Annotated in this window: 27 protein-coding genes; 7 read left to right on the forward strand and 20 right to left on the reverse strand. The window is 63.2% G+C overall.

Features of this window, described 5'->3' with window-relative positions; translation table 11 throughout:
• The first annotated feature begins 9 nt into the window (after positions 1 to 9).
• A complete protein-coding gene (locus tag THIDRDRAFT_RS03695; RefSeq protein WP_007039460.1) occupies positions 10 to 801 on the forward strand; it encodes a DUF2272 domain-containing protein in 792 nt (263 codons plus the stop codon).
• Positions 802 to 825: 24 nt separating this feature from the next.
• Here THIDRDRAFT_RS03695 and xthA read toward each other — a convergent pair whose 3' ends face one another.
• The gene (gene xthA, locus THIDRDRAFT_RS03700; protein ID WP_007039461.1) at positions 826 to 1,644 is read right to left on the reverse strand and encodes an exodeoxyribonuclease III; all 819 of its coding nucleotides are present in this window, start codon (positions 1,642 to 1,644) and stop codon (positions 826 to 828) included.
• 294 nt (positions 1,645 to 1,938) lie between these two features.
• Between xthA and THIDRDRAFT_RS03705 the strand changes: the two genes are divergently transcribed.
• The 5 genes from THIDRDRAFT_RS03705 (at position 1,939) to THIDRDRAFT_RS03725 (ending at position 7,989) form a co-directional block, all read left to right on the forward strand.
• The gene (locus THIDRDRAFT_RS03705) at positions 1,939 to 3,729 is read left to right on the forward strand and encodes a SulP family inorganic anion transporter (protein ID WP_139058614.1); all 1,791 of its coding nucleotides are present in this window, start codon (positions 1,939 to 1,941) and stop codon (positions 3,727 to 3,729) included.
• A gap of 2 nt (positions 3,730 to 3,731) precedes the next feature.
• Positions 3,732 to 4,394, forward strand: coding sequence for an N-acetylmuramate alpha-1-phosphate uridylyltransferase MurU (gene murU, locus THIDRDRAFT_RS03710; RefSeq protein ID WP_040843881.1), 663 nt, complete (start codon positions 3,732 to 3,734; stop codon positions 4,392 to 4,394).
• 87 nt (positions 4,395 to 4,481) lie between these two features.
• Positions 4,482 to 5,912, forward strand: a complete 1,431-nt coding sequence (locus THIDRDRAFT_RS03715; RefSeq protein ID WP_007039464.1) for a glutamate-cysteine ligase family protein — start codon at positions 4,482 to 4,484, stop codon at positions 5,910 to 5,912.
• 48 nt (positions 5,913 to 5,960) lie between these two features.
• Positions 5,961 to 6,941 carry a polysaccharide deacetylase family protein gene (locus tag THIDRDRAFT_RS23550; protein WP_050984637.1) on the forward strand — a complete coding sequence of 327 codons (981 nt, stop codon included), beginning with the start codon at positions 5,961 to 5,963 and terminating at the stop codon, positions 6,939 to 6,941.
• Between the two features lie 10 nt (positions 6,942 to 6,951).
• Positions 6,952 to 7,989 (forward strand): M14 family metallopeptidase, encoded by a 1,038-nt coding sequence (locus THIDRDRAFT_RS03725; RefSeq protein ID WP_007039466.1) that lies wholly within the window; start codon positions 6,952 to 6,954, stop codon positions 7,987 to 7,989.
• On the opposite strand, the gene lipA is transcribed toward THIDRDRAFT_RS03725, so the two are convergent.
• The 19 genes from lipA to THIDRDRAFT_RS03815 form a co-directional block, all read right to left on the reverse strand.
• A complete protein-coding gene (lipA, locus tag THIDRDRAFT_RS03730) occupies positions 7,979 to 8,959 on the reverse strand; it encodes a lipoyl synthase (RefSeq protein WP_007039467.1) in 981 nt (326 codons plus the stop codon). The genes THIDRDRAFT_RS03725 and lipA overlap by 11 nt on opposite strands.
• A gap of 107 nt (positions 8,960 to 9,066) precedes the next feature.
• Positions 9,067 to 9,639, reverse strand: a complete 573-nt coding sequence (idi, locus tag THIDRDRAFT_RS03735) for an isopentenyl-diphosphate Delta-isomerase (RefSeq protein WP_007039468.1) — start codon at positions 9,637 to 9,639, stop codon at positions 9,067 to 9,069.
• Between the two features lie 43 nt (positions 9,640 to 9,682).
• Positions 9,683 to 10,987: a RuBisCO large subunit C-terminal-like domain-containing protein gene (locus tag THIDRDRAFT_RS03740; RefSeq protein WP_007039469.1), complete on the reverse strand. Its 1,305-nt coding sequence runs from the start codon at positions 10,985 to 10,987 to the stop codon at positions 9,683 to 9,685.
• A gap of 3 nt (positions 10,988 to 10,990) precedes the next feature.
• Positions 10,991 to 11,419 carry a secondary thiamine-phosphate synthase enzyme YjbQ gene (locus THIDRDRAFT_RS03745; RefSeq protein WP_007039470.1) on the reverse strand — a complete coding sequence of 143 codons (429 nt, stop codon included), beginning with the start codon at positions 11,417 to 11,419 and terminating at the stop codon, positions 10,991 to 10,993.
• Between the two features lie 75 nt (positions 11,420 to 11,494).
• On the reverse strand, positions 11,495 to 11,683 hold the full coding sequence (gene pufA, locus THIDRDRAFT_RS03750) for a light-harvesting antenna LH1, alpha subunit (RefSeq protein WP_007039471.1): 189 nt from the start codon (positions 11,681 to 11,683) through the stop codon (positions 11,495 to 11,497).
• Between the two features lie 86 nt (positions 11,684 to 11,769).
• On the reverse strand, positions 11,770 to 11,910 hold the full coding sequence (gene pufB, locus THIDRDRAFT_RS03755; protein ID WP_007039472.1) for a light-harvesting antenna LH1, beta subunit: 141 nt from the start codon (positions 11,908 to 11,910) through the stop codon (positions 11,770 to 11,772).
• A 133-nt stretch (positions 11,911 to 12,043) separates the two neighbouring features.
• Complete coding sequence (gene pufA, locus THIDRDRAFT_RS24380; protein WP_007039473.1) at positions 12,044 to 12,178, reverse strand: light-harvesting antenna LH1, alpha subunit; 135 nt, start codon at positions 12,176 to 12,178, stop codon at positions 12,044 to 12,046.
• An 83-nt stretch (positions 12,179 to 12,261) separates the two neighbouring features.
• Positions 12,262 to 12,408 (reverse strand): light-harvesting antenna LH1, beta subunit, encoded by a 147-nt coding sequence (gene pufB / locus THIDRDRAFT_RS03760; protein ID WP_007039474.1) that lies wholly within the window; start codon positions 12,406 to 12,408, stop codon positions 12,262 to 12,264.
• A 176-nt stretch (positions 12,409 to 12,584) separates the two neighbouring features.
• Entirely contained in the window at positions 12,585 to 13,667 is a 1,083-nt protein-coding gene (gene pufC / locus THIDRDRAFT_RS03765) for a photosynthetic reaction center cytochrome PufC (protein ID WP_007039475.1), read from the reverse strand.
• Positions 13,664 to 14,635 (reverse strand): photosynthetic reaction center subunit M, encoded by a 972-nt coding sequence (gene pufM, locus THIDRDRAFT_RS03770; RefSeq protein ID WP_007039476.1) that lies wholly within the window; start codon positions 14,633 to 14,635, stop codon positions 13,664 to 13,666. Before pufM ends, pufC begins: the two co-directional genes overlap by 4 nt.
• Before the next feature lie 16 nt (positions 14,636 to 14,651).
• Positions 14,652 to 15,488 (reverse strand): photosynthetic reaction center subunit L, encoded by an 837-nt coding sequence (gene pufL, locus THIDRDRAFT_RS03775; RefSeq protein WP_007039477.1) that lies wholly within the window; start codon positions 15,486 to 15,488, stop codon positions 14,652 to 14,654.
• 116 nt (positions 15,489 to 15,604) lie between these two features.
• Positions 15,605 to 15,799 carry a light-harvesting antenna LH1, alpha subunit gene (pufA, locus tag THIDRDRAFT_RS03780; RefSeq protein WP_425358423.1) on the reverse strand — a complete coding sequence of 65 codons (195 nt, stop codon included), beginning with the start codon at positions 15,797 to 15,799 and terminating at the stop codon, positions 15,605 to 15,607.
• A gap of 87 nt (positions 15,800 to 15,886) precedes the next feature.
• Positions 15,887 to 16,030: a light-harvesting antenna LH1, beta subunit gene (gene pufB, locus THIDRDRAFT_RS03785; RefSeq protein ID WP_007039479.1), complete on the reverse strand. Its 144-nt coding sequence runs from the start codon at positions 16,028 to 16,030 to the stop codon at positions 15,887 to 15,889.
• Positions 16,031 to 16,731: 701 nt separating this feature from the next.
• On the reverse strand, positions 16,732 to 18,186 hold the full coding sequence (gene bchZ / locus THIDRDRAFT_RS03790; protein ID WP_007039480.1) for a chlorophyllide a reductase subunit Z: 1,455 nt from the start codon (positions 18,184 to 18,186) through the stop codon (positions 16,732 to 16,734).
• Between the two features lie 161 nt (positions 18,187 to 18,347).
• Complete coding sequence (gene bchY, locus THIDRDRAFT_RS03795; RefSeq protein ID WP_007039481.1) at positions 18,348 to 19,811, reverse strand: chlorophyllide a reductase subunit Y; 1,464 nt, start codon at positions 19,809 to 19,811, stop codon at positions 18,348 to 18,350.
• A 19-nt stretch (positions 19,812 to 19,830) separates the two neighbouring features.
• Positions 19,831 to 20,814 (reverse strand): chlorophyllide a reductase iron protein subunit X, encoded by a 984-nt coding sequence (locus tag THIDRDRAFT_RS03800; protein WP_007039482.1) that lies wholly within the window; start codon positions 20,812 to 20,814, stop codon positions 19,831 to 19,833.
• A complete protein-coding gene (gene bchC / locus THIDRDRAFT_RS03805) occupies positions 20,811 to 21,776 on the reverse strand; it encodes a chlorophyll synthesis pathway protein BchC (protein ID WP_007039483.1) in 966 nt (321 codons plus the stop codon). Before bchC ends, THIDRDRAFT_RS03800 begins: the two co-directional genes overlap by 4 nt.
• A 136-nt stretch (positions 21,777 to 21,912) precedes the next feature.
• Positions 21,913 to 23,040 (reverse strand): methyltransferase, encoded by a 1,128-nt coding sequence (locus tag THIDRDRAFT_RS03810; RefSeq protein ID WP_139058610.1) that lies wholly within the window; start codon positions 23,038 to 23,040, stop codon positions 21,913 to 21,915.
• A 65-nt stretch (positions 23,041 to 23,105) separates the two neighbouring features.
• Positions 23,106 to 23,966, reverse strand: coding sequence for a polyprenyl synthetase family protein (locus tag THIDRDRAFT_RS03815; protein WP_007039485.1), 861 nt, complete (start codon positions 23,964 to 23,966; stop codon positions 23,106 to 23,108).
• A gap of 119 nt (positions 23,967 to 24,085) precedes the next feature.
• Here THIDRDRAFT_RS03815 and crtD point away from each other — a divergent pair, with 119 nt between their 5' ends.
• Positions 24,086 to 25,582 carry a 1-hydroxycarotenoid 3,4-desaturase CrtD gene (crtD, locus tag THIDRDRAFT_RS03820; RefSeq protein ID WP_007039486.1) on the forward strand — a complete coding sequence of 499 codons (1,497 nt, stop codon included), beginning with the start codon at positions 24,086 to 24,088 and terminating at the stop codon, positions 25,580 to 25,582.
• Positions 25,583 to 25,610: the final 28 nt, after the last annotated feature.

The following is a 25,610-nucleotide window of genomic DNA, read 5'->3' on the forward strand; positions in this document are numbered from 1 at the left end:
GTCGAACAGGTGCCGACCCTCAACAGTCCCCGAATCAGGGTAACGGCAACGGCCACCCTGCTCTGTCTCCTACTGCTCGGCTGTGCGGCCCCGACGCCCGACGAAACCAAGGGTGGATCCGGCACCGCCCCCCTCTGGGCCGGACGTCCCATCGGCGCACCGCCCTCGCCCAACCCGCGACTCAGACAGCGCATCATCGATCGCGCACTCGGCGAATGGAACTACTTCGGCCGCCAGACCATCGTCTTTCAGGGCGACGACGAGAGCATGCCGCACGTCGGCTATTGGGAGGATGATGATGGCTCGCACAGCCGGCGGGTCAACAGCTACTGGCGTGCCGCCGGGGAGCCGAACCTGAACGGCATGGACTGCCAGAAACCCTGGTCTGCCGCCTTCATGAGCTGGGTCATGCAGAGCGCCGGTGTTCCCGAGAGCCAGTTCTCACGCAGCATCGCCCATTGGGTCTATCTCGCGCGCATAGTCGATGCCGCGTCACTCCCCGGCCGATATTTCGTGCCGCGACGCCTCAAGGACTACAGCCCGAGGCCGGGCGATCTGGTCTGCGCCTCCCGCAACCCTTCGCGGGTCTTCAGCGCGGACGTTTACGTCACCTCGCGCATGCTCTATAGCCTCAGCGCACACTGCGACCTGGTGGTGAGCAAGCAGGGGCGGACACTGGAAACGATCGGAGGCAACGTCCGCAACTCGGTCTCCAAGAGCCGCTGGGAACTGGATCCTCGCGGCCTGGTGAAACCCAATAAGCGCCGCCCCTGGTTCCTCATCATGGAGAACCGCCTCTGACCGCTATCCAGCAGACAGGCTCCTTCAAAGATCGAAGCTGGCCCAGACCGGACAATGGTCCGAGGGCTTTTCCATGCCTCGGATCTCGTAGTCGATGCCGACGTCGAGCAGACGCTCGCGCAACGGGGCCGTGACGAGCAGATGGTCGATGCGCAAACCGTGCTTGGGATCGCGATCGAAACCACGAGAGCGGTAGTCGAACCAGCTGAAGCGGTCGGCGGACTCGGGGTTCAGGGCGCGATAGGCATCGATCAGCCCCCAATCGGCAAGCGCCTGGAACCAGTCGCGCTCCTCGGGCAGAAAGCTGCACTTACCGGTCCGCAGCCAACGCTTGGCGTTGTCGGCGCCGATGCCGATGTCGAGATCCAACGGCGCCACGTTCATGTCGCCGATCACCACCAGGTTCTGATCGGGCGTGAAGGATTGGCGCAGATAGTCGAGCAGGTCGGCGTAGAACTTGCGCTTGCCGGGGAATTTGACCGGATGGTCGCGACCTTCGCCTTGCGGAAAATAGCCGTTGATGACGCTGATCTCACCACCGCCCGGCAGGGCGAAACGCCCCGTGATCAGCCGCCGCTGGGCATCTTGCGCATCCCCGGGAAGCCCCTTGACCACCTCCAACGGCTCGACCTTGCTCAGAAGGGCGACGCCATAGTGGGATTTCTGACCGTGGAAATGGGTCGCGTAGCCAAGCCCGCGCGCCCAATCGAGCGGAAACTGATCGTCGGCCACCTTGCTTTCCTGGATACCGACGATGTCAGGATCCTGCGACGCCTGCAGCGCCTCGATCTGATGAGGACGGGCACGGATTCCATTGACATTGAACGAGACGATCTTGAGCAACTTGAGCCACCTCCGGCAGGGCCAATTCGCGGGCAGGCTAGCATGCGGCGCCCGGCGCTCCAAACGACCTGCAGAGAATGAACCGAAGGGGCGCTATGTTCAGGTTCATTAAAGTTTATTAATATAGATACGGTCTCTCAATATATTCAGGATTGATCGGGCTCGACCCTCGCCCACCGGCGAGCCGCGCCCCAAACCGACGCGATGACCGAGGCACGCCCTCAGAAAGCCCGGCATCAATCTCTGGACCAGGACAGCTCCCCCGATATGATGAAGCCGTTTCGCTCGCTCGACATGAACGAGTTGGCCCGTCAGTCGCTCAACGCCTCGGCTAAGGCCGCGCGCTCGATCGATTGGTCATGGCTGACGCCTTACAAAACCTGGCTGCCCGGCGTCGGTCCGCGCGATGTCCGGGCCGATCTGCTCGCCGCATTGACGGGTGCGATCGTGGTGCTGCCGCAAGGCGTCGCCTTCGCCACCATCGCCGGCATGCCGCCCGAGTATGGACTCTACGCGAGCATGATTCCGGCCATCATCGCGGCCTGGTTCGGCTCCTCCCGCCATCTGGTATCGGGTCCAACCACGGCGGCCTCGGTCGTTCTCTTCTCGACCCTATCTACCATGGCGGTGCCCGGCACCCCGGACTATGTCGCTCTGGCGCTAACGCTGACCTTCATGGTGGGCCTACTGGAGCTGATGCTCGGCTTCGCCCGTCTGGGCGCGCTGGTCAACTTCATCTCGCATTCGGTGGTGGTGGGCTTCACCGCTGGAGCGGCGGTGCTGATCGCGGCCAAGCAGGTCAAACATTTCTTCGGCATCGAAATGGACAGCAGCGGACATCTGCACGAGATCATGTTCCATTTCGGCAGGCATGTGCTGGAACTCAATCCCAGCGCCACCCTGGTCGCGGCAGCCACGCTCGCCCTGGGTATCGCCTGCAAGGTCTGGGTGCCCAAGATCCCCTATATGATCGTCGCGCTTATGGGCGGCAGCCTCCTGGCCCTGGGACTGAACCACTTGTTCGGCCCGGAAACGACCGGTATCGCCACGGTCGGCGCCTTGCCGGCGACCCTCCCGCCCCTGTCGTCCCCCTCGCTGACCTTCGAGCACATCCGTCAGTTGGCGCCCTCGGCGCTCGCCGTCACGCTCTTCGCACTCACCGAGGCGGTCTCGATCGGGCGCGCGCTCGGCGCGCGCGGCGGCTACCGCATCGACGGCAACCAGGAGTTCATCGGACAGGGACTCTCAAATCTCGCCGGATCCTTCTTCTCGGGCTACGTCGCGACCGGATCATTCAACCGTAGCGGTGTCAATTACGAGGCCGGCGCCCGCACACCGCTGGCCGCCATCTTCGCGGCCTTCATGCTGATGGCGATCGTCCTGCTGGTCGCGCCCTATGCCGCCTTCCTGCCGAAGGCCGCGATGGCCGGAATCCTGTTCCTGGTCGCCTGGGGTCTGATCGACCTGAAAGAGATCGGACATATCCTGCATTCGTCCAAGCGAGAAACCGCCGTCCTCGGCGTCACCTTCTTCTCGGCCGTGTTCCTGGAACTGGAGTTCGCCATCTTCGCCGGCGTCCTGCTCTCGCTCGTGCTCTATCTGGAACGCACCTCCAAGCCGCGCATCGTGACCATGGCGCCGGATCCACGCCTGCCGAACCACGCATTCGGGGAAGACCCGGAGACGCCACAGTGTCCTCAGTTGCGCTTCCTGCGTATCGACGGCTCGGTCTTCTTCGGCTCGGTTGCGCACGTCGAGCAGTATTTCGACCGTATACGCGCCGAGCATCCAGAACAGAAGCACCTGGCGGTATTCGCCAACGGCATCAACTTCGTCGATCTACAGGGCGGAGTGGCGCTGCGCAACGAGATGACCCGACGCATCGACGCAGGCGGAGGCGTGTATCTCATCCACGTCAAAGAGGGGCTCTGGAATGCGCTGGAGGGCTGCGGCTGTCTCGACGCCACGGGTGGACGCAACGTTTTCCAGGCCAAGACGGCGGCGATTCGCGGCATCTATCAGAAGCTCGACAAGAACGTCTGCGCCACCTGCACGGCACGTATCTTCCGCGAGTGCAACGCATGAGCATGCGCGCCATGATCCTCGCCGCCGGACGCGGCAACCGCATGCGTCCCTTGACCGACCATTGTCCCAAGCCACTGCTGCGCGCGGGCGGCAAGCCGCTCATCGTGCACCACATCGAGCGCCTGGCGGCGGCGGGCATCCGCGATCTGGTGATCAACCACGCCTACCTCGGCGAGCAGATCGAAGCGGCGCTGGGCGACGGTTCGGCGCTCGGCGTTCGCATACGCTATTCGCCGGAAGGCGAGGCACTCGAGACCGGGGGCGGTATCTTCAAGGCGCTCCCGCTGCTCGGCCCGGAGCCGTTCCTGGTCGTGAACGGCGACGTCTGGACCGATTGCCCGGTGCCGGAGACCAGGCTGACCGAGGGTGATCTGGCCCATCTGGTCCTGGTCGACAACCCACCCCACCACCCGGCGGGCGATTTCGCGCTGGAGGCCGGACGCGTCCGGCCCGAGGGATCGCCGCGTCTCACCTTCAGCGGAATCGGCATCTATCACCCGGATCTCTTCGTCGACTGCGTCCCCGGCGCCTTCCCGCTCGCCCCACTGCTGCGCGATGCCATGACGCAAGGTCGGGTCGGGGGACGGCATCACAGCGGGCTCTGGTTCGACATCGGAACGCCCGAGCGTCTGGTCGAACTGGACCGCATGCTGACCCAGGGCTGAGACCCAAAACGCGCCCCGATCCGGCAGCGACAGCTCCAGGGCTCGACCATACTGACTCTGGGAGTCCAACCGACCTCGGGGGAGCGTATGGGTCAGAACATCGCCGAATCGCATTTCAGCGCACGGAATTTCACCGAGTTCTCGGCGCGACTGCGTCGTGAGACGCATCTGCTGGCACGCTGGTTCGAAGAATCACGCTTCGAATCCGATCCGCCCACGATCGGATTCGAGGCCGAGGCCTGGCTGATCGACGCCGACGGATCGCCCGCGCCCAAGGTGGAGACGCTGCTGGACTCGCTGGCGGATCCGCTGATCGTCCCGGAACTCGCGACCTTCAATATCGAGTTCAACGGGACGCCCGCCGCACTCGAAACGGATGCCTTCTCGCGACTGGCCGCCGAACTCGACGCCACGCTTGAGCGCACCAACCGCGCCGCCGCCAGCGCGGATATCCGAGTCGCCATGATCGGCATCCTGCCGACGGTTCGCCAGGCGCACCTGACGCTCGATGCCATGACGCCGCGCAAACGCTATCGCGCACTCAACGAACAGGTCTTTTCGTTGCGACATGGACGCCCGACGCGACTGCTGATCGAGGGACGCGATCGACTGGACCTGAACTGGCACGATGTCATGCTGGAAGCGGCGGCCACCTCCTTCCAGGTTCATCTCAAGGTTTCGCCAGCCGAATCCGCACGGGTCTACAACGCCTCCAAGATCCTGAGCGGTCCCATGGTCGCGATCTCGGCCAATTCGCCCTTCCTGTTCGGCCATGACCTCTGGGAGGAGACCCGCATCGCGCTCTTCGAGCAGGCGGTATCGGTCGGCGGCGCGGTACTTCAGGAACGCGTCAATTTCGGTTTTCGCTATGCCCAGCACTCCATCCTGGAGACCTTTCAGTCCAACGTCGACCGCTATCCGGTCCTGCTCCCCCAGCTCATGGACGAGCCGCCCGAGCAACTGGCCCATCTGCGACTGCACAACGGCACCATCTGGCGCTGGAATCGCCCGCTGATCGGGTTCGACGCGCACGGCACGCCCCATCTGCGCATCGAGCACCGGGTCATGCCATCCGGCCCGTCGGTACCCGACGTCATCGCCAACATGGCGCTCTATGCCGGGGCGGTATGCTCGCTGGCACGGGAAGAACCGGCGCCGGAATCGCGGCTCATGTTCCTGCATGCCCAAAAAGGGTTCTACGATTGCGCGCGCGACGGATTGGACGCCACCATCCCCTGGCTCGATGGCACCGAATTGCCTGTATGGCGCATCCTCGCCGAGGATCTCATCCCACGGGCGCGGATCGGCCTCGCCAAGCTCGGGATCGACCCGGCGGAGATCGCGCATTGGCTCGGGATCATCGAGCAACGTCTGAGCAGTCGCCAAACCGGCGCACGATGGCAGCGGACCTGGGTGGCCAGACACGGACCCGACCTATCCGGCCTGTTGGAGTCCTATCTCGAACATCAGCGAGCAGGAAATCCGGTCCACGAATGGACACTGGACGGCTCGGCGTGAGTCCCGGGAGGCTATCCGATCGACGCACTCGACGAGTAGACTGCCGAGGTGGAATCGTCCGTCGCTCCTCCTTCATCATCGCTTCCTTGGCGCCCTGCCTGGTGGGGCGGCTGGCTGCACCTGCCGCTTGCGCTTTTCGCCATGCTGCCCTATCTGGATCTGGCACTCGAACGCCGCCCAGACTGGCCCGAGTACGCCATCGGCATGACCCTGCTCGGTCTTTTCCTACTCGGCGTTTTCAGCCCCAGGCTTCAGGCGTTCGGTCCCGTGCTGTGCGGCCCTCGACCGGGAGCGCGGCCTAGGGTCGCGCTCACGTTCGACGACGGACCGGACCCGGAGACGACCCCCAGGGTGCTCGATGCGCTCGGCGAGCATCGAGCCACCTTTTTCGTCATCGGCGAGAAGGCCAAGCGATACCCGGAGCTGGTCGCCGCCATGCACACGGCCGGCCATCAGATCTGTAGTCACGGGATCCGGCACTCATGGTCGCTCGTGCTCTCGCCCTGGCGGGCGCGAAGACTGACGCTCGGCGGTCTGCGCGCACTGAACCAGGTCGGAGTCCAGGATCGGCGGTTTTTTCGTGCACCCTACGGACTCATGACGCCGCCCCTGATGTCGGTGCTGCGCGAATCCGGGATCACGCCGGTCGGCTGGAGCCTGCGCTCCTGGGACAGCATCCACCCTGGCCCGGCGGACACCTTCGCGATTCGACTCGCCCAACGCGCCCGCAATGGTGACATCATCCTGATGCATGACGCCCCCGAGCATCCGGGCGGAAGACGTCCGCTCGGCATTGAGGCGACCGCTACGCTGGTGCGCACGCTCACGTCCAGGGGATTCGATCTGGTGACGATCGAGACGCTCTATCGGGGCGATGAGGCGGAAGCCTCCCCGGAAACGGGAACAACGACCATTGGAGGACGCACGGCGCGCAGATCGCGCGGCAGGCGTCGCAACAGAACCGCCCGAACCCAGACAGCGGCGGGCGAACGCACCCTGGAGCGCGACCGTTTTGCACGAACTCCTTGAGCCAATATCCATGCTACAAGAATTCGACCGACTGCCCGAAGGACTCCTGGATTGCGACAGCCGCCAACTGGCCGAGCAGCTAGGTATGCCCACCCTCATCCATCTCTCCGGCGCCCGAGAGCCCGCGCTCTTCGTCTCGGTGCTCATGCACGGAAACGAAACGGTCGGCTGGGATGCCATGCGCGAGCTCTTGCGCGACCGCCTGACGCGATTCGGCGAGCTGCGTCTGCCGCGTTCGCTGAGCCTCTTTATCGGCAACGTCACGGCAGCCGCCTGTGGCGTACGCCATCTTCCCGGACAACCAGACTACAACCGGGTGTGGCCAGGCAGCGACCTGGAACCCTGCATCGAGCAGGAACTCATGGCCCGGGTCACGGAGATCATGCGCCAACGGGGCATCTTCGCCAGTCTGGACCTGCACAACAACACCGGCATCAACCCGCATTACGCCTGCGTCAACCGGGTCGAAAATCCGTTTCTTCGACTCGCGATGCTCTTCGGCCGAACCCTGGTCTATTTCACCCGCCCCACCGGCGTCCAGTCGATAGCCATGGCAGAGCTCTGTCCGGCGGTCACGGTGGAATGCGGCAAGGTCGGCGATCGGCAGGGCATCGAGCACGCGCGGCGTTTCGTCGATGCGGCGCTGCATCTGACCGAGCTGCCCGATCATCCGGTCAAGCCCCAGGATATCGACCTCTTCCATACCGTCGCACGCGTGAAGGTCCCGGAGACGGTGCGCTTCGGTTTCTCACCGGCCGATGCGGACCTGCTGCTAGACCCGGAGCTGGAGCGATTCAATTTCCGAGAGCTACCGCGCGGAACGCCCTTCGCCAGGCTGCGCAACGGCGAGGTCCGTGGGTTCGAGGTACGGGATACGGAGGGAGCGGATGTCGGCGAGCGCTATTTCCGCATCGAGGATGGCGAGATCCGTCTGCGACGGCCCATGATGCCCTCCATGCTCACGCTCGACGAGACCGTCATCCGTCAGGATTGTCTCTGCTACCTGATGGAGCGCTACGCGGGAGGGCTTCCAAAACTCAGCCGATGACCTCGCCGGCCTGCTGGTCGGCATGGTAGGAAGAGCGCACCATGGCACCGCTGGCGACGTTGACGAAGCCCATGCGCTCGCCTTCGACGCGCAATGCCTCGAACTCGTCCGGAGTCCAATAGCGCGCCACGGGGAGATGATCGCGCGACGGTTGCAGGTATTGCCCGAGAGTCAGCATCTCGCAGCCGTGCGCGCGCAGGTCGCGCATCACCTCCAACACCTCGTCGCGCTCCTCGCCGAGCCCCAGCATGATTCCCGATTTGGTCGGGACTCCTGGATAGCGTTCCTTGAATGCCTTGAGCAGACCCAAAGAACCGGCATAGTCGGCACCGGGACGTGCCTGGCGATAGAGCCTGGGCACCGTCTCCAGATTGTGATTGAAGACGTCGGGCAGCGCGCCCTCTCCGGCGAAGCAGTCCAAAGCGATCGCTTCCCGACCGCGGAAGTCCGGAACCAGGATTTCCAGACGCGTTTCTGGATTCCTGACCCGCACGGCGCGCAGACAGTCCGCGAAATGTCCGGCCCCGCCATCGCGCAGATCGTCGCGGTCGACCGAGGTGATGACCACATAACGAAGCCCCATCAGGGCGACCGATTCGGCCAGATGCTCGGCCTCTTCGGTGTCGACCGGACTCGGCCGGCCGTGGGCCACGTCGCAGAATGGACAACGCCGCGTGCAGACGTCGCCGAGGATCATGAAGGTGGCAGTGCCATGATTGAAGCACTCGCCCAGATTGGGGCACATGGCCTCCTCGCAGACGGTCGCGAGCTTGGCCTCGCGCAACAGACGCTTGATGCGCTGCACGCCCGGCCCGACCGGCGCCTTGGCGCGGATCCAGCTCGGTTTGCGTAGCGGCTCGACGGAAGGCACAACCTTGACCGGAATGCGGGAGAGCTTGTCCTTACCGCGTTGATGGGTCTCGGGGTTCGCCCGCGAGGGCGCATTCAAGGTCGGTCGTTCTTCGGACATGGATGGCCTGGATAGCGGATCTTGGATGCCCCTGAAGATGGGGATGACGGACCCGAATCGGGATGGGCGAGAGAGGAGGTCACCCAAACTCCGATCCGGCCGGGAACTCAGTTGGGGAAGAGTCGCTCGATCAGCAGATGGAACCAGGGCGTGAACCAGTCGGGATGCATCCGCAGGGCGCGCCGAATCGCTGGGATGGACATCCAGCGCCAGGCACCGATTTCGGAGGGGTCGGGACGGGGATCGCCCGCGTGGACGCCATAGAAAATGTGCAGATATTCATGCTCGATCAGCCCTGAAGACCGGTCCTCGGCCCGATACAGCATCTGCTCGTGCTCGGCGAGCGGAACGCGAATGCCGAATTCCTCCTTCAGACGTCGCCCGGCCGCTACCGAGGTCGATTCCTCCGGGCGCGGATGGCCGCAGCAGGTGTTGGACCAGCGGGTCGCAAAGTGATATTTGCAGTCCGCGCGACGCTGCAGCAACAGACGATCCTCGGCATCGAACACCAGGATGGAAAAGGCGCGATGCAGCTGACCTTCGCGATGCGCCTCGAACTTGCCCGCCGTTCCCAGAGGGAGGTCCTGCTCATCGACCAGGATCAGCTGTTCCAGAGACTCTTGCTGGCTGAGCCGTTCGAGCTCGTCAGCCGCCAATGGTGGAACGATTCTGGCGCTCACGACTCACCCCCAGTGTCTTGACCTTCGAATCGACCGGTCGCCATCACGATCGGCGACCCCCAAATGCCGTCATGGCGGCCTCCAGTTCAGTATGTGTCTTCGCCCGCTCATCGAGCGACACGCCCGCGACAATGGCGTCCCAGGCCTGCCGAATGCTCTTGGCACCCCCCTGGGGCCCCATTGGATGCCCGAAGACGCCGCGACCGGGAACGAAACCGAAATCGACCGTCCCGACCTTGTCGTGGAGGGTCTTCAGCGTCCCCGCCCAGTCACTGCCACCGGGCACCGGCAGGCTGCGCTTCAACGACCCCATCGGCCCCAGACAGGCATCGACATTGGCCAGCACCTCCTCATCGGAGGTATGCATGCGCTCGCCAAAGCCCGGCATGATGATGGAGTCGAATCCAGCCAAGCGCTGTAGTTTGGAAAAGACCTGCGAATGGATGCCAAAGTTCCCCAACCGACTGAAGGGCGCAATGAAGGGAAAATGGGCGATCAGCGGAACGCGCGCATGCTTACGCAGCATTCTGACCGCGCTCAAACCGACCGGCATGGCATTGATCAGCAGGGCGTTGGCGCCGTTTGCGACCGCAAGGTCGTGCTGTTCGATGAGACGATCCACCTCGTCGGTGATGTTGGCGAGATAGATCTTCGGGGTTCCGGTCTCGACCTCGGCGCGACGCCGAGCCTCGCCGAGCAGACGCGAGCGTTCCTGCAGCGGACACCAATCGGTATCCCCCAGCATCTCGTCGTCCTTGGCGATGTCCAGGCCGCCGAGCCAGCTCTGATAACCGAGATCGCTGAAGACATCGGGCGGCAAACCGATGTTGGGCTTGATGACACCGAAGAAAATGGGACGATCGTAGGCCTGAAGCATGTCCCGAATACCCTCCACGCCAAATCTCGGTCCCTCGAAATGGGCGAGATAGGCGTCCGGGAAATGGACATCCAGCAGCTTGACCACGGCGGCGCCCGGCGAGAAGAAGGTCCCCTCGCCGCATACGGCGCTCAATAGGTTCGGGATGCGCGGACCGAAATTGCCATGCGGATGGGCGATGGTCACCCGACAGGCGTGCACCGGCTCGCCTTTGGCGTTGCCGATACCGTAGCTGAAGTCAGGCTGCGTACCCAGCACCTCCAAGCCGATGACCCGGGCGCCGAATCGCGGCCTCAGATCCTCGTTCGAACCGACCCGACGCCACTGCGCGGTCGATTGCTCGGCACAAAAATGCGCGGCGGCAAGCTCAGGATCTCCGACGCACTCCAGATAGTATTCGAGTTTGATATAGGCGTCGGAGTCCAACGCCTGCGGATCGGCGAAGAATCCCGCCCAATCACTCTCTTGCATGCCTCAGGATTCCCCTGCGATCTGGATTCTCAGCAGCCGCTGGTCGCGTGGACCATCCAGCTCGATAAAAAAGATGGATTGCCAGCCACCTAAGAGCAGTTCGCCATCCGCGATCGGGATGATCTCGGAGGCGTTCATGAAGAGGCCGATCAGATGCGAATGCGCGTTCGGCCGGCCATCGACAGGATCCCGGTCGTGGCCGTAGCCGGCGCCGGGCGGCGCGACGCGGGAGAGAAAATCCAGCATATCCTGCTGCAGCATCGTCTCGCGCTCGTTGAGGGCGACGAAGGCAGTGGTATGGGATGAGGTCAGGATCAGATGGCCGTTGCCGACCGGATGCGCCTTCAGCACATCGCGCACCCTATCCGTCACGTCGATGATCTGGATCGGAGCGCTCGTCGGGATCGACAGGCTTTCGCAGTGAAATCGCATCGAACAGCGCTCAAATAAAAACGGGCGGGGTATGCTGAGCATTCCCCCCGCCCGTCGAGTTCCTTAGTCCCAAGTTCACTTGGCGACTGGCAGAGGGGTAATCTGTGCGGCAGCCTCTGCGGAGATCGGCGGACCCTGAAGGAAATCGTAGTAGGACGAGCTGACCATCAGGATGTAGTGGATCGCGAATGCGAGCACAAGCAAGAAGGCCGCCAAGCCCATGATCGCCATACGCGGGTCGAAGACCAGCCAAATCTTATGCATCTAGATGTCTCCTGAACGAAACACGGGACGCCGGTGAGGTACCGGCCTCCCGTCTTTATTTCCACCCGAGGGCGGAAGCTTGGCAATTACAGCCAGGGGCGCCAGAGCCAAGCCAGGATGTGTGCGATAACCACGATCCCGAAAAACATGGTCATGCTCTGGGTGAAGATGCCATGGAACTCTTGAGCTTCAGCCTCGGTCAGTCCAGTCATGCTCTTATCAGCCATTGAATTACCCTCAATTTCTCTTCTTCGGCCCGTTGGCCATTAACCGCGATCATTCACGCGGCAAGTAATACCGGTGGCGCGCCAGAGACAACTTCAAAAAGCGTCTCGGACGCTGCCTAAACCAGCTCGTGGCTCAGGAGCCACTCAGCCAGTTGAAGGCCGGGCTGCTGAGCAGGATGAAGTGGATCAACAGGCCCAGCACGAACAGGAAACCAAAAATGGCAACCAAGGTTCTACGCGGATCGAAAATCTGCCAGATCTTATGCATGTGTATTCTCCGGTCTCTTACTGGTGGGCGCTGCTATAGCAACAATCGCCCGATCGGTCAACAACACTAAAAACCCAAGGCTGTTACAGCCAAGGACGCCACAACCACACGAGGATGTGTGCAACGACGACAATCCCCGTGAACGCGACGAAACTGGACACGAAGATGCCATGGAATTCCTTGGCCTCATCCTCTGTTAGTCCAGACATCGAGCGGTTCTCGCTAGCCATTAGATGACTCCTTACAGATCGTCAGGATGGCTCTACGAATTCGACACTAAGGCCATTCTCACTCTCTCCGCAACCATGTCCTCCAAGGGGTCACCTTGGCTGCGGCTTCGAACCGGCGCCACGCGTATCCATCGCTGGCGCCACTCTGGCGTCCCTGCCAGCAATCGGGTCCCAGACTACAGCTTTTGTGGAGCTGGAGCTGCGGCCTCGACTGGAGCCGGTTCCACAGGGGCAGCCGCTTCAGGCGCTGCCGCCTGCGAGGGGCCTTGGAGAGCCGGATAGTCCTTCATCATCTGTGCTGCATAGAGCGGCTTGTAAGCGCCCTGATGGCAGGTCATACAGCTGATCTTGAAGGGATCGCCGTAGGGACCCTTACGCGATGCCGGCAGCACGTCGTTCAGAGGCCAGATGTAGTTCTGGTTCATGTCACGAACGTGGCGAATCGCATACCAGGCGGTGGTCCGCTTCGGGGTACTCTGATCCCAAGCGTAGAACGAACGGGTGTTATGGCAGAAGGTGCAGTTGACGCCGAGTGCGTCGGAGATCTGCATCATCAGACCATAGGTCCATTCGGCTTGCTTGAGCGAGGTCTTGTTACCCTCGGGCAGAGCGGTCTGGCCGATGACCCGAATCTCGTTCGCCTGATCGAGGAACGGAGTGTAGGGGTCGTAAGGCAGAGCAGCATAGGCCACGGTGGACGCACCATAGTTCTGACCGGTCGGCGTCATGCCAGAAGGCTGACCCGGACCCGGATCGGTGGTCCAGACATACTTCGGCACGGGGTTGCCACGATGACAGGTGTAGCAGGTCACACCGGTGTTGGCCACGTGCTTCTTCCAGTCCGCGTTGGTCGCACGGACCATCTCGAACATCCGACGGGACACCTTCTTGGTGTAGATGTCGTCGGAGGCCCAGTTACCCGGAACGTGGCAGTAGTTACAGCCTTCCTTCGGCGAAACCCAGGTGGTCACGGCGACCATGGTCCGGGTGAACTCGGCAACCGTCAGATCGCCGAGGACCTGGACGTTCTCGTACACGCTAGAGACCTTGGGACCGCCGGGAGCCGCAGCCGGAATGGCGGCGGGCGGAAGGTTCTCCTTGATGGAGGCCTCCAGCAACCGTGGGTTGTAGTTCTGCTGCATGGCAAGACCGCGATAGCCGGTCTGCACGATCTCTGGCGACGGACGCTCGCAGCCGAAGAGGACTACCGAAGCGACCAGAGCGACAAAGGGTACTGATGCACGCTTTCCGATCTTCATTGCGACACCCCCGTCAGATATGGGTTTTCAACTGTCACAGTGCTCGGATAGCTCGGAGCAACACCGTGCTTCACCGCCCAGAGATACCAGTTCTCGACCACAGTTCCGGTCAGGAGGATGCCGATACCAGCGGTGATGACGGTCAGAACCGCAAACCACCAAGCCCAACGGTGGATCGACTCCATGGAGGCATTGAAGCCCATGGTCCAGCGCCAGAAGATTGCCGCGCGCTCTGCAGCGGTACCACGATCGACGATCTGATCGATCTCACGGTCGCCACCAAAGCGGCTCACGGAGAGGATCGTCGCGCCGTGCATGGCGAACAGCAGAGCCGAACCGTACAGGAAGGCGATCGACAGCATGTGGAACGGGTTGTAGTACAGGTTGCCGTAACGGATCGAGAAGGCAGCCGTCCAGTCAAGGTGCGGGAAGATGCCGAAAGGCACGGCCTCTGCCCAGCTTCCCATCATCACCGGGCGAATGAAGCCCAGAACCAGATAGAAGAAGATCGCCGAAGCGAACGCCCAAGACAGGTGCTGATTCATCCCGAGCGCCTCAGCGCGCTTGTAGGTACGAACCCACCAAAGAATGATAGCCATGGTCAGGAAGAACCCAGCCATCAACCACCAACCGCCCTCAGAGAGAGGCGGAATGCTCAGACCATACTGAGGAGCAGGTGGCTCCAGCGCAAGCCAGAAGAAATGCTTGACGAACTGAATGACATTCCAGTCCACCGACGCCAACATATTGAAGCCGATGATGAACAGGGCCACGAAACCGAAAATCAGAGACAGCGTCCCGGTGAAACCAAGGTAGAGCGGACCGATCTGTGCGTCACCGATCTTCCCAAGCCAGTAGGAAAAAATGGGCTTGCCAATCCGCGGCAGATGGCCTTTCGGCAACGGCACCCCGGGATAAGCCGGAGAGCGTACCTGCACGCTGGTAAAAATATTTTGATATTCAGGCATTGTAGTCTCCTAGTTCCTACCAGAGCGGGAGCTCAAGCCACCAGTTCCACCATTCCGGCCAACCGCGGGTCCAGAAGGGTCCACTGATAACGATACACACCGCGCTCCAGAAGACTGCACTCAGAGCCAGGAACAAGCCCAGGCGATGGATAGCGAGCGCACCGATGGAGTAACCGACGATATCGCGGAAGAAGGTGTTCTCGTGCTCGCCCGTCTTCACGCACTCGCCTTCTTGCGGATTCGTCACCGACAGGATCAGCGAGCCATGCATCGACAGCGCCAAGCAGTTGGTGAAGAAGAACGCAATCGCGAGCATGTGCGCCGGATTGTAGTGGAAGTGCAGGTACTGGTAGCCAGTGTTCGACACCCAGTCAAGGTGACTGAGGATCCCGTAGGGGAACCCATTACCCCATGCACCCAGCAGAATCGGACGCACCACGACGAGCGTGATGTAGGCGCCGATGGCGAAGCTGAACGCAAAGGGAACATGGAAGCCGATACCAAGCTTGCGGCAAATCTCGACTTCTCTCAGAGCCCATGAACCAAAAGCGCCGATGGCGCATATGGTGATGATCTGCCAAAGACCGCCTTCGGTCAGCGGCGCCATCCCAAGCCCGTAACTGAGATCCGGCGGATTGATGCTGATCTGCCAGATGTTATAGGTCTGAAGCTCGGGGGTTGGACCGATGGTAGCGCCCCAAACGATCAGGAGCGTTCCCAGCAATGCGAAGAAGAAGCCCGACACTCCGAAGAAGCCGACGTAAAACGGCCCCACCCAGAAGTCGAATAGGTCTCCCCCTATTAGCGTCCCGCCACGGACGCGATATTTTCTCTCAAAACTGAGCATGGCCATCGTAAAATCCTCTGCTGGGGAGGCATCCTGGCCGGCTGCCCCCTCTTAGCACTGCGGCGGTAGGTGAGGCTGCCCGGTCGACAATGCCTCGCCTGCCACCCCCGTCAAGGACGCGATTACCGTTGCGGGACAACCGGCGTCACTTGCTGGACCGAAGCGGCCGGAACGCCATCTTCGAGCCAATTGAACTCAGCAGTGCTCAGCAGGATCATGTGGATCGCGAGACCAAGAATGATCAAAAAGACGCCCAGAGCGATCAGCACGCGGCGGGGGTCGACCAGCAGCCAGATTTTCCAAAGATCAGGAGACATCATCGTTTTTTCCTCTAGTCAATAACGGATGGGGCGATTCGAGTTAGCCGGCACGCTCTCGCGCGGCTCAGCCATTACCCAGAACGATTACAGCCAGGGGCGCCACAGCCATGCGAGGATGTGCGCAATGACAACGATCCCGAAGAACGCCGTCATGCTCTGCACGAAGATGCCGTGGAACTCTTGAGCTTCTTGTTCGGTCAGACCGGTCATGCTGGTGTTGTCAGCCATCGTTAAACCCTCCGAATCTGGAGATGAATCATAAAGTTACGCCGCACTCAACCCGTGCGGCACGGGAACGCCGTGGATCAATCCGCCACGACAGAGAAACAGCCCGCTGCGGCAGGCACATCCTCAATCCGCGACCCCCTGTCACAGCGGATCGCAAAATTCGGTTCACCACTTCCCTGGCACCACACTCACCCTTGATCGCCAGCCTGAAACGAAACGGCCGGATCAATCATCCATCAGAGTGAGATAAGGTCTCGGGACATGCCGTCGCGAGCCTCACTCCGCTCGCGCTACGACCTTAACCCGCCGAGAATTGCCTTACGGGGTGCCCGGATTTGCGTGTCAGTCTAGCTTGACTGACACAGATGTCAATCTACATTTACACCTGTTTTGAGCACAAACTGATCGAGGACAGGATGGAGTCAATGGGCATGGCCCGAGAGGGGTGGTCGCCGCGAACGAACGCCCACATCGACGGGAAGTCGGCGACCTAAAACGGGAAGCGAAACCGGCAGCCGCGCGGGAGAGAAGCAATTAAAAGGGGCACCATCCGAAGAGGATGACTGGGCGAGAGACAAGGACCGCCACACACGATCGGCACCACAAGGCGCCCCGCTAAAGACCAAGCAAGGCATGAATCAGACATCAGCGCCACTCAGGGGCCGTCTAACGACCCCTGACGCACTCACACCAAGCGAGCGTTAGACCGCACCCGACGCCAGCGCCTTCTGCGTTTGCGTCACACGCTCGACGGTGACACGCTCCTCGCCATCGGTACGGGCGCCTCGCTCAGCGGCATCGCGCAAACGCTTCGCGGCCGAAATTCGCACCAGAACCGGCTGAGACTCGACGATCCGATCGAACAGGGCACGCGCGCCCTCATCCCAAGGCAGTTCGCGATGCAATCGCGCGGGTGTCGCGTCGACCTTATCGAGATCCGTGCCCAGCGGCAGGATATTGAAGAGCGCGTCGAACAGGGCGTTGCAGACCTCCTGCACCAGATAGGTGGCGCCGGAATAGCCCATGAAGGGCGTCCCGGTATGGCGCCGGATCACGGTCCCAGGGAAGGAGGCGGGGATATAGGTCGCGCGCCCGCCGATCTCCGACAGATACATGCGCTCGTTGTAGCTGCCGAAGACGATCAGAGGCGTCTTCTCGTGCACCGCCTTGCGGATGAGGTCGTTGTCCGGTTTGACACCTGCCTTGCGCTCGAAGGCGAAATTGCAGGGCAGCCCCATCTCGTCCTCTAGGAAATGCCGCAGACCGCGCGCATAGGTCTCGCTCGCCGCCACACCGAAGCTCGCCGTGCCGAAGAAGTCCTGGGTCACCGAGCGCCACAGATCCCAGATCGGCTTGATCGTGGTGTGCTTCTCGCGCTCGATGAAGGGCTCGGGATCCAGCTCCAGCAGTTCGCCCAAGGCGCGCAGGAACTTGGTCGTGCTGTGCAACCCGATCGGGGCCTGCAAAAAGGGCCGATCCAGTGCCTCGCACAGCGTTCGACCGAACTCACGGTACATGCAGATATTGACATCCGCATCCGCCAGCTTGGCCACATCGTCCAGATGACTGCCCAACGGGAAGGTCATATTGACCTCGGCGCCGACACCCTCGACCAGACGCCGGATCTCGGCCAAATCGGACGGCGAGTTGAAGACACCGTACATGGGTCCAATGATGTTGACCTTGGGGCGCTCACCGGCCGCGCGCGGCTTGCGCTTGGGCGCCGCGCCCTTCTTGGGACCGAACTGGGTCCAGAGCCAATAGATGGCGCGATTGGCGCTCTGCCACTGATCCTCGTCGATGGTGCGCGGCAAGAAGCGCAGGATGCCGGTCCCCTGGGGCGTCACACCACCGCCGATCATCTCGGCGATGGAACCGGTCACCACCACGGCCGGACGCGAGGGATCCAGGGTCTCGAAGGCCCGGCGCATCGCCTCCTCCGTCCCCTTCTGGCCTAGCTCCTCTTCGCCGAGCCCCGTCACCACGACCGGCAGCTCATGGGGCGGCAAGCCGTCGGTGTAATGCAGCACCGCCGTGACAGGCAGGTTCTCGCAGCCAACCGGGCCGTCGATGATGACCTGCAGCCCCTTGATGGCGGCGAAGGCATAGACGGAGCCCCAGTAACCGCCTGCGCGGTCGAGGTCATTGATCAACATCGGAAAATGCTCTCTCGTCAAAAACCGCGCCGACCGAGCCGTCGCGATCTCGCTCTTGATTCTGAATAGGGCCGATCAACCGGTCAGGGCCGCGCGGAGGATGCCGGTCGGACAGCCACCGCGTGAATCTGCCAGCCTCATCGGCCCCGCGTCGATCCGCATCAGGCGCGCTTGGCCGCCGGGCGCTTGGTTCCGCGCTTGACCGGCATCTGCTGCCACACGCCACTCGTCTCACCCTCGCCGACGCCCTCGAAGAAGGCGCGCATGGCGACGAAGCGCTCCTTGTTGGCCAGAGCCGCGTTGATCACCTGGGCCAGCGAACCCGCACCGGCCGGCCCCATCAAGGGACGCGCCGAGATCAGATTGGTGAAATAGAGCGCCGGGATCTGGCGTTCCTTGGCCGCCTGCACGACCGGCGTCGTGCCGATGGCGAGATCGGGATCGAGCGACTTGACCGCCGCCAGATCCTGCTCCAACGAGGCGCGGAACTGCACCGGAACGCCGCGCGCTTCAAGCCAGGCGCGGTCGCCTTCGTTCCAAGGCGTGCGCGGACAGGCGGTCCCGACATAGGGCACCTCGGCACCCGACTCGATCAGCAGACGCGCCACCAACAGCTCGGAGCCCTCGTAGCCCGAGACGATAATCCGACCCTTGATCGGCATCGCCGCCAGCGCACCACCGATGGCCGGCAGAAATTTGTTCTTGGCCGCGTCGACCTTATCCTGGGCGATTCCGCAGGCTGCACCGATGGCATCCAGCCAGGCCGCCGTGCCTTCGCGTCCGACCGGAGCCGAGCCCACGATGGGACGACCGGCTGCGGAGAATTCGCGACAAGAGGCGGCATACTGTGGATGGATGGCGGCCACGGCCTGACAGTCCAGCGCGGCATAGAGTTCGCGCCACTCGCGGGTCGGCACCACCGGACCGACCGCCAGACCCAGCGGTTCCAGCATCATGCCGATGCCCACCGGATCCGCCGGGAACATCTCGCCCAGCAGGGTTACCGTGGGACGCTCGCTACGACCGCCGCGCGGGGCCTGAACCGGCCCCTGCTCGGCCTCCAGACGGGCGTACTGGAGCATGGCGCCGGCCAGCACGTCCTTGGCCTCGGCATGGGTCGGAGTACCGAAACCAGGCACATCGATCCCCAGGATACGCACACCATTGAGCTGCTTCGGCAGCAGACGCAACGGCACGCCCGAGGCGGTCGGCACGCAGAGATTGATGGCGACGATGGTGTCCACCCGCTCAGGATCGGCCAGTTTGAGCACCGCGTCGCGCGCGTCCTCGAACAGCCGGCCCGAGACCAGGGACTCCGAGTCGAAGGGCACATAACCGATCGAGCGGCGCGCGCCGTAGAAGTGCGCGGTAAAGCTCAGACCGTAGACACAGCAACCCGAACCGACCAGGACCATGGCGGTGCGACGCATACGCAAGCCGACCCGCAGCGCGCCGAATGCCGGACACATGGTTTGGGGCTGATCGTGCGGCCCCATCGGATAGTCGGCCGTGAGACGCTCGATCAGTTCGGCGTTGCCCGCAGCCACAGCGGCCGCCTTGAGCGTCTCGGGATTGCCGCAGGCACCCGTTTCAGGCACCTGATCGTGTGATGAATCGCTCGCCATACCGGTGCTCCGCTCAGGCTCAGACATCGTCGTAGACGACTTCGAGCGACGGCTTGGCGATCGCCGCCGCGTCGCACATGTCCTCCGGACGCGCCGGCTCCAGCACCACGTGACGGCCGACCTGGTCGCCCTTGAAGAGATTCAGCAGCGCCTCGTGCGCGAGCGGTTTAGGCCGCACCGGAGGCGCCTCGGCGACGTTGGTCGCCAGCTCGGCGAACAGGGGTCCCCACTCGCCATCGGGGATACCGATGATCTCGTAGTTGGCGCTCTTGCGGCGGATCTCCTCGTGGGCCGGAATGGTGGCCAGAATCGGGATGTCGACGCCCTCGGCGAAGGCCTGAGCCTCGCCGGTGCCATCGTCCTTGTTGATGACCATGCCGGCCACGCCGACGTTGCCACCGAGCCCGCGGAAATATTCCACCGCCGAGCAGACGTTGTTGGCGACATAGAGCGACTGGAGGTCGTTCGAGCCGACGATGATGACCTTCTGGCAGAGATCGCGCGCAATCGGCAGACCGAATCCACCGCACACCACATCGCCCAGGAAGTCGAGCAAGACATAGTCGAAGTCCCACTCGTGGAAGCCCAATCCCTCCAGCAGCTCGAAGCCGTGGATGATGCCGCGACCGCCGCAGCCGCGACCGACCTCGGGACCGCCCAGCTCCATTGCGTAGACGCCGTCACGCTTGAAGCAGATGTCGCCGATCGCCACCGACTCGCCAGCCTTCTTCTTCTCGCTGGAAACGCCGAGGATGGTCGGACAGTTGCGCCCGCCGAACAGCAGGGTCGCAGTATCGCTCTTGGGATCGCAGCCGATCAGCAGAACCTTTTTGCCCTGCTGCGCCATCATGTAGGAGAGGTTGGCCAGCGTGAAGCTCTTGCCGATACCGCCCTTGCCATAGATGGCGATGACCTGAGTCTCTTTGATGGCCGGCGCAGCGGCCGGATCCGTGGCGGCCTGGGATGAGGCGCTCGGCACGGGAGCATTGACGGGTACATTCACGCGATGGATCTCCAATCAAGAATCATCTTCAAGCATGTCGGATCACCGAATGCCGTTCGGTAGGCCGAATCGGCCTCGGCCGCCGGGACGCGATGGGTAATGAGCCCATCGAGCGAGAGCCGGCCAGACTCCAACAATGAGCGCACCGCCGCCAGATCGGACGGCTGGAACTCGGCGGCGATACGGAAGCGCGCCTCGCGCATGAAGGCCGGCGGAAAGGTGAAGGACACCGGCTCATGATAGAAGCCGGCGAGCACGATCTCGCCGCCGCGCGCCATGCGGGCGACCAGGCTGTCCAAAATCTTGGCGTCGCCACTCATGTCGCAGATGGTGCGGTAGTCGCGGCGCGGATCCTCGTCCGGGGTCATGACGTCGTAGTCGTAGCCCTCGGCACCGGCATGACGCACCGGGTTGGTCTCCCAGACGACCGGGCGCGTCCCCTCCCCTAGCGCAGCGATGCGCGCCAGCAATCGCCCGAGCACGCCGTGACCGACGATCAGCTCGACATGCGGCGAGGGTCCGGCGATGGCGTGATAGGCAGTCGCGGCCAGGGCCAACAAGACGCCCTGCTCGCCGAGCGAGTCCTCGACCGGCATCAGCCGCGCCGCAGGAACCACGACCCGCGAGGCCGCGCCACCGAAGAGTCCGCGCACCTCCCCATAGCAGAGCGCACCCGGCACGAACACCCGCTGACCCACGGCGAGCCCGGCCTGGGGACCGGCATAGATGACATGACCGACGGACTCATAGCCCGGAACCAGCGGATAGCCCATACCAGGAAATGGCGGCATCCGCCCAGACCAGAGCAGGCGCTCGGTACCCGTGCTGATACCGCTCCATTCGATATCGACCACGACGTCCGCATCGCCGGGAGGCGTCAGCGCCAGACGCTGAAGAGAGAGGCGTTCGGGTTCTTCGAGAACGACGGCGAGTGCTTCGAGTTTCGGCGTATCTGGGTTCAAAATGTGACTCTGGACAAGTTGAATCTGACAGGCCGCCCAGTTTAACGAAAGTTGACAGCCAGTCTAGGGCGGCGACAGCAGGGGATTTAGCGGGAGCAGGGTCGAACGAAGGGATTCAGGCAACACACTCCAGCGCTCAGCACTCCGCACCGGAGCCACGCTGCGCGAGCATGAGCTGGGTCAAAAAGGGACGACGGGGCGCCAGCTGACGCACCTGACCGAGATCGGCTGCGCGCAGCATGGCATCCAGTTCGCGCGGCGAGCGCGCCCGCCCGCTACCCATCGCCAGCAGATAGAAACCGAAATAGGCATCCCCAATGGGCTCCGCACCTGGCGTCTCCGCCATGGGCTCGGCGACCATCAGCGTGCCCCCGGAGGGCAGCGCCTTGGACGCTGCGGCGATAAAGGATTGCGCCGCCGCATCATCGTGATCGTGCAGCACCCGCACCAGCGAGACGATGTCCGCCCCTTCCGGCAGCGGATCGCGCAGCACGTCGCCTCCAACGGCGGTCGCACGATCGGCCAACCCCTCGCGCTCGAACCGGGCGCGCGCCCGCTCCGCCACCGCAGGCAGATCGAAGAGGATGACCCGCAGATGCGGCCAGCGCTTGGCGGCCGAGACCAGGAAGGTTCCGTCGCCGCCCGCCACGTCGAGCAGACAGCGATGATTCTTGAGCGAATAGGCGTCCAGCACATCGTCGGCGATGAACTGCTGCGACTCGGACATGAGGTTCGTGTAACCGCCAACCCGATCCGCATCCGCCGAGGCTGGCGCCTCTGCGTCGACATAGGCCCAGTAATCCTTGAGCGAGCGACTCCGGGCCTCTCCGCGCAGCAGGGCGACCGGGTCGGCCAGATCCGCATAGACCATGTGATGATGCTCGACCATCGCCGCGATCCCCGGGTTGCCGACCATGGCCGCACCCAGCGTGCCGAGCGCATAGCGCTCCCCGTCCAAGGACTGGACCAGACGCAGGCTCGCCGCCGCACGCAGCAGCCGGCGCGCAGCGTCCGGCGACAGCGCGAGCCGATCGCTCAGCTCATCGAGCCGCCGAGGCCCCTCGGAGAGGATCGCGAAGAGATCCAGACGCACGCAGGCGAAGAGAACCTGGGAATAGACAAAGCCCGCAACGATATCGAACAGCGCACGCGCCCGACGTTGCGCAATGAGACGGGTCAGAGGAAAACTCGCCGCCCAGCGTTGAAAGCCGGGGCTGGAGAGCACACGATTGCGCAGAGCCAGCCAACGATCCAAGACTCGCACGAATGAATTCACCAACAGCGGAGGAACGGCACCCGAATGGGCGCCTCGGGACCGAGATCTTGCGCTCAGGCAGCCCTTTGCGCGAGGTTCTTCGGCATGATGTGGCGCGATTCGGCCATCAGCACCTCGGCCAACTGCTCGGCGCCTGGACAGGGCGGAATGGCATCGATCGCCCCCTTCATCAGACCGCGCAGACGCTCGATGGCGCCGTCGATACCCAGCTCGCCGGCCGCGCTTGGACGATTGAGCAGGGCATCGCGGCCGACCGGCTTGCCGACCTCTTGGGCGCTGGCCGCAACGTCGCGCAGATCGTCGGCGACCTGATAGGCCTCGCCGATACGATCGCCGACCACGCGCCAGGCATCGGCGTCCGCGCCAGCGACTTGAGCACCGGCGGCCGTCGCTGCGGCGAACAGCGAACCGGTTTTGGTGCGATGATATTCCTCGACCGACACCGTCGGCTCGCACTCCCAGGCCTGACCGGCGGTGATACCGAAGGGCATGCCGACCGAGCCGCTGACCGTGAGCAGCAAGGGCCCGAGACGTTCGGACGGGATACTGCGCGCCAGATGCTCGAAGGCGAGGATGATGAGCGCGTCACCGGCCAGAACGGCCAGCGGCTCGCCGAAGGCGCGATGCACCGAAGGCACGCCTCGACGCAGGGGAGAATCGTCGAAACAGGGCAGATCGTCGTGCACCAGGGAGGCACAATGCAGCAACTCGATCGCGGCGGCAACGGCATCGGCGGCTGCGTAATCCTTACTGCCGCAGGCGGCGGCGACGGCGAGACACAGGCGCGGACGCACGCGAGCGCCACCAGGGAATACCGAGTGCCGTACGGCCTCGGCCAGCCGCGGAGGACACCCCGGGACCACGTGATCGATGGCTGCCGCCAAAGCCTGCTCAATTCTTGTCGTGGCATCCATCGATGCACTCCCCCGGTAACCGCAGTTCAATGTAAGGATTAGTTGACACTCAAGTGTGTCATGTACAATAGACATCAATACCAGACGCGTCAATGCGAATCAAGGGAGGCTGCAACCTGATGCCCAGAGACAGGGTAATCGTCATCGGCGCCGGTATCGGAGGCCTCACGTCCGCCGCCCAACTCGCCGCCCGAGGCATGCGAGTCCGCGTTTTGGAGAGCGCGGACTATCCCGGCGGAAAGATGCGCCAGATCGACATCAACGGACGGGGAATCGACTCCGGCCCCACCGTCTTCACCATGCGCTGGATCTTCGAGGATCTCTTCTCGGACGCTGGCGCGTCGCTCTCGGACTATCTGAGACTTCAACCGCTTGAAATCATAGCACGCCATGCCTGGAGCGAGCATGAACGGCTGGACCTCTTCTCCGACCACGAACGCTCGATCGAGGCGATCGGCGATTTCGCCGGAGCGGCCGAGGCACGCGGCTATCGCGCCTTCAGCGAGCAGGCCCGCATCATCTATGAAACCCTCGACAAGACCTTCATCCGCGACACCCGACCGAGCATCCTGGGACTCGTGGGCCGCTGCGGCATACGCGGCTTCGGCAATCTGAGCGGGATCAAGCCCTACGACAGCCTCTGGCAGACGCTGGGACAGTATTTCAAGGACGAGCGGCTGCGGCAGCTCTTCGGACGCTATTCGACCTACTGCGGATCCTCCCCCTTCGAATCGCCGGCAACGCTCATGCTGATCGCCCATGTCGAACAGCAGGGCGTCTGGAGTATCGAGGGCGGCATGCACCAGCTCGCATGCGCCCTGGGGCGTCTCGCGCAAGAACATGGCGCCGAATTCCGCTACGGAACCCGGGTCGAGGAGATTCTGGTCGAGCATGGCCGGACCACCGGCGTCCGACTCGCCGACGGCGAGGTCATCCCAGCGGACGCCGTCATCTTCAACGGCGACCCGGCCGCGCTCGCCGCAGGCCACCTCGGCGCCACGGCCGCAAAGGCGCTGCCGGGCCACAGACACGCGACTCGCTCCCTGTCCGCCATCACCTGGAGCCTGGTCGCCAAGACCGAGGGATTCCCACTGGCACGGCACAACGTCTTCTTCTCGCGGGACTATGCTGCCGAGTTCAAGGATCTCTTCCGTCACGCCCGCCTCCCCGACGAGGGCACCCTCTATATCTGCGCCCAGGATCGCGGCGCCGAGCTTGATGGGAACTCGACCGAGGGTGAGCGACTCTTCTGCCTATTGAATGCCCCGGCACGGGGCGATGTACATCCTTTCGATGCCTCGGAGATCGACCAATGCGAACAGCGGGTATTCTCACTCTTGGAACGTTACGGCCTGAGGGTGTGCAAACGCGCCCAGGAGACCCAGGTCACGACGCCCGCACGCTTCGACCAACTCTTTCCGGCAACCGGCGGAGCACTCTACGGACAGGCGACCCACGGCTGGAGGGCATCGTTCAATCGTCCGGGCTCTCGGACCCGAATTCACCGACTCTATCTGGCCGGGGGCAGCACGCATCCGGGAGCGGGCGTGCCGATGGCGGCGATGTCGGGGCGCCTGGCGGCGAACTGCCTGTTCGAGGACCTCGGTTCGACCTAAGCATCGACAACAACGGCTATGTCTGGTG

It is taken from the genome of Thiorhodococcus drewsii AZ1, from assembly GCF_000224065.1.
Classification (GTDB): Bacteria; Pseudomonadota; Gammaproteobacteria; order Chromatiales; family Chromatiaceae; genus Imhoffiella; species Imhoffiella drewsii.

What these genes read in the sequence shown, in the direction of transcription:
- pufC (WP_007039475.1), bottom strand. Translation starts at nt 13,667, where the DNA reads ATGAAGATCGGAAAGCGTGCATCAGTACCCTTTGTCGCTCTGGTCGCT.
- pufM (WP_007039476.1), bottom strand. Translation starts at nt 14,635, where the DNA reads ATGCCTGAATATCAAAATATTTTTACCAGCGTGCAGGTACGCTCTCCG.
- THIDRDRAFT_RS03740 (WP_007039469.1), bottom strand. Translation starts at nt 10,987, where the DNA reads ATGCAAGAGAGTGATTGGGCGGGATTCTTCGCCGATCCGCAGGCGTTG.
- THIDRDRAFT_RS03815 (WP_007039485.1), bottom strand. Translation starts at nt 23,966, where the DNA reads ATGGATGCCACGACAAGAATTGAGCAGGCTTTGGCGGCAGCCATCGAT.
- pufB (WP_007039479.1), bottom strand. Translation starts at nt 16,030, where the DNA reads ATGGCTGACAACACCAGCATGACCGGTCTGACCGAACAAGAAGCTCAA.
- bchY (WP_007039481.1), bottom strand. Translation starts at nt 19,811, where the DNA reads ATGGCGAGCGATTCATCACACGATCAGGTGCCTGAAACGGGTGCCTGC.
- crtD (WP_007039486.1), top strand. Translation starts at nt 24,086, where the DNA reads ATGCCCAGAGACAGGGTAATCGTCATCGGCGCCGGTATCGGAGGCCTC.
- pufA (WP_007039471.1), bottom strand. Translation starts at nt 11,683, where the DNA reads ATGCATAAGATTTGGCTGGTCTTCGACCCGCGTATGGCGATCATGGGC.
- pufL (WP_007039477.1), bottom strand. Translation starts at nt 15,488, where the DNA reads ATGGCCATGCTCAGTTTTGAGAGAAAATATCGCGTCCGTGGCGGGACG.
- pufB (WP_007039472.1), bottom strand. Translation starts at nt 11,910, where the DNA reads ATGGCTGATAAGAGCATGACTGGACTGACCGAGGCTGAAGCTCAAGAG.
- THIDRDRAFT_RS03705 (WP_139058614.1), top strand. Translation starts at nt 1,939, where the DNA reads ATGAACGAGTTGGCCCGTCAGTCGCTCAACGCCTCGGCTAAGGCCGCG.
- murU (WP_040843881.1), top strand. Translation starts at nt 3,732, where the DNA reads ATGCGCGCCATGATCCTCGCCGCCGGACGCGGCAACCGCATGCGTCCC.
- pufA (WP_425358423.1), bottom strand. Translation starts at nt 15,799, where the DNA reads ATGTCTCCTGATCTTTGGAAAATCTGGCTGCTGGTCGACCCCCGCCGC.
- THIDRDRAFT_RS03725 (WP_007039466.1), top strand. Translation starts at nt 6,952, where the DNA reads ATGCTACAAGAATTCGACCGACTGCCCGAAGGACTCCTGGATTGCGAC.
- lipA (WP_007039467.1), bottom strand. Translation starts at nt 8,959, where the DNA reads ATGTCCGAAGAACGACCGACCTTGAATGCGCCCTCGCGGGCGAACCCC.
- bchZ (WP_007039480.1), bottom strand. Translation starts at nt 18,186, where the DNA reads ATGTTGATCAATGACCTCGACCGCGCAGGCGGTTACTGGGGCTCCGTC.
- THIDRDRAFT_RS03745 (WP_007039470.1), bottom strand. Translation starts at nt 11,419, where the DNA reads ATGCGATTTCACTGCGAAAGCCTGTCGATCCCGACGAGCGCTCCGATC.
- pufB (WP_007039474.1), bottom strand. Translation starts at nt 12,408, where the DNA reads ATGGCTAGCGAGAACCGCTCGATGTCTGGACTAACAGAGGATGAGGCC.
- THIDRDRAFT_RS03715 (WP_007039464.1), top strand. Translation starts at nt 4,482, where the DNA reads ATGGGTCAGAACATCGCCGAATCGCATTTCAGCGCACGGAATTTCACC.
- pufA (WP_007039473.1), bottom strand. Translation starts at nt 12,178, where the DNA reads ATGCATAAGATCTGGCAGATTTTCGATCCGCGTAGAACCTTGGTTGCC.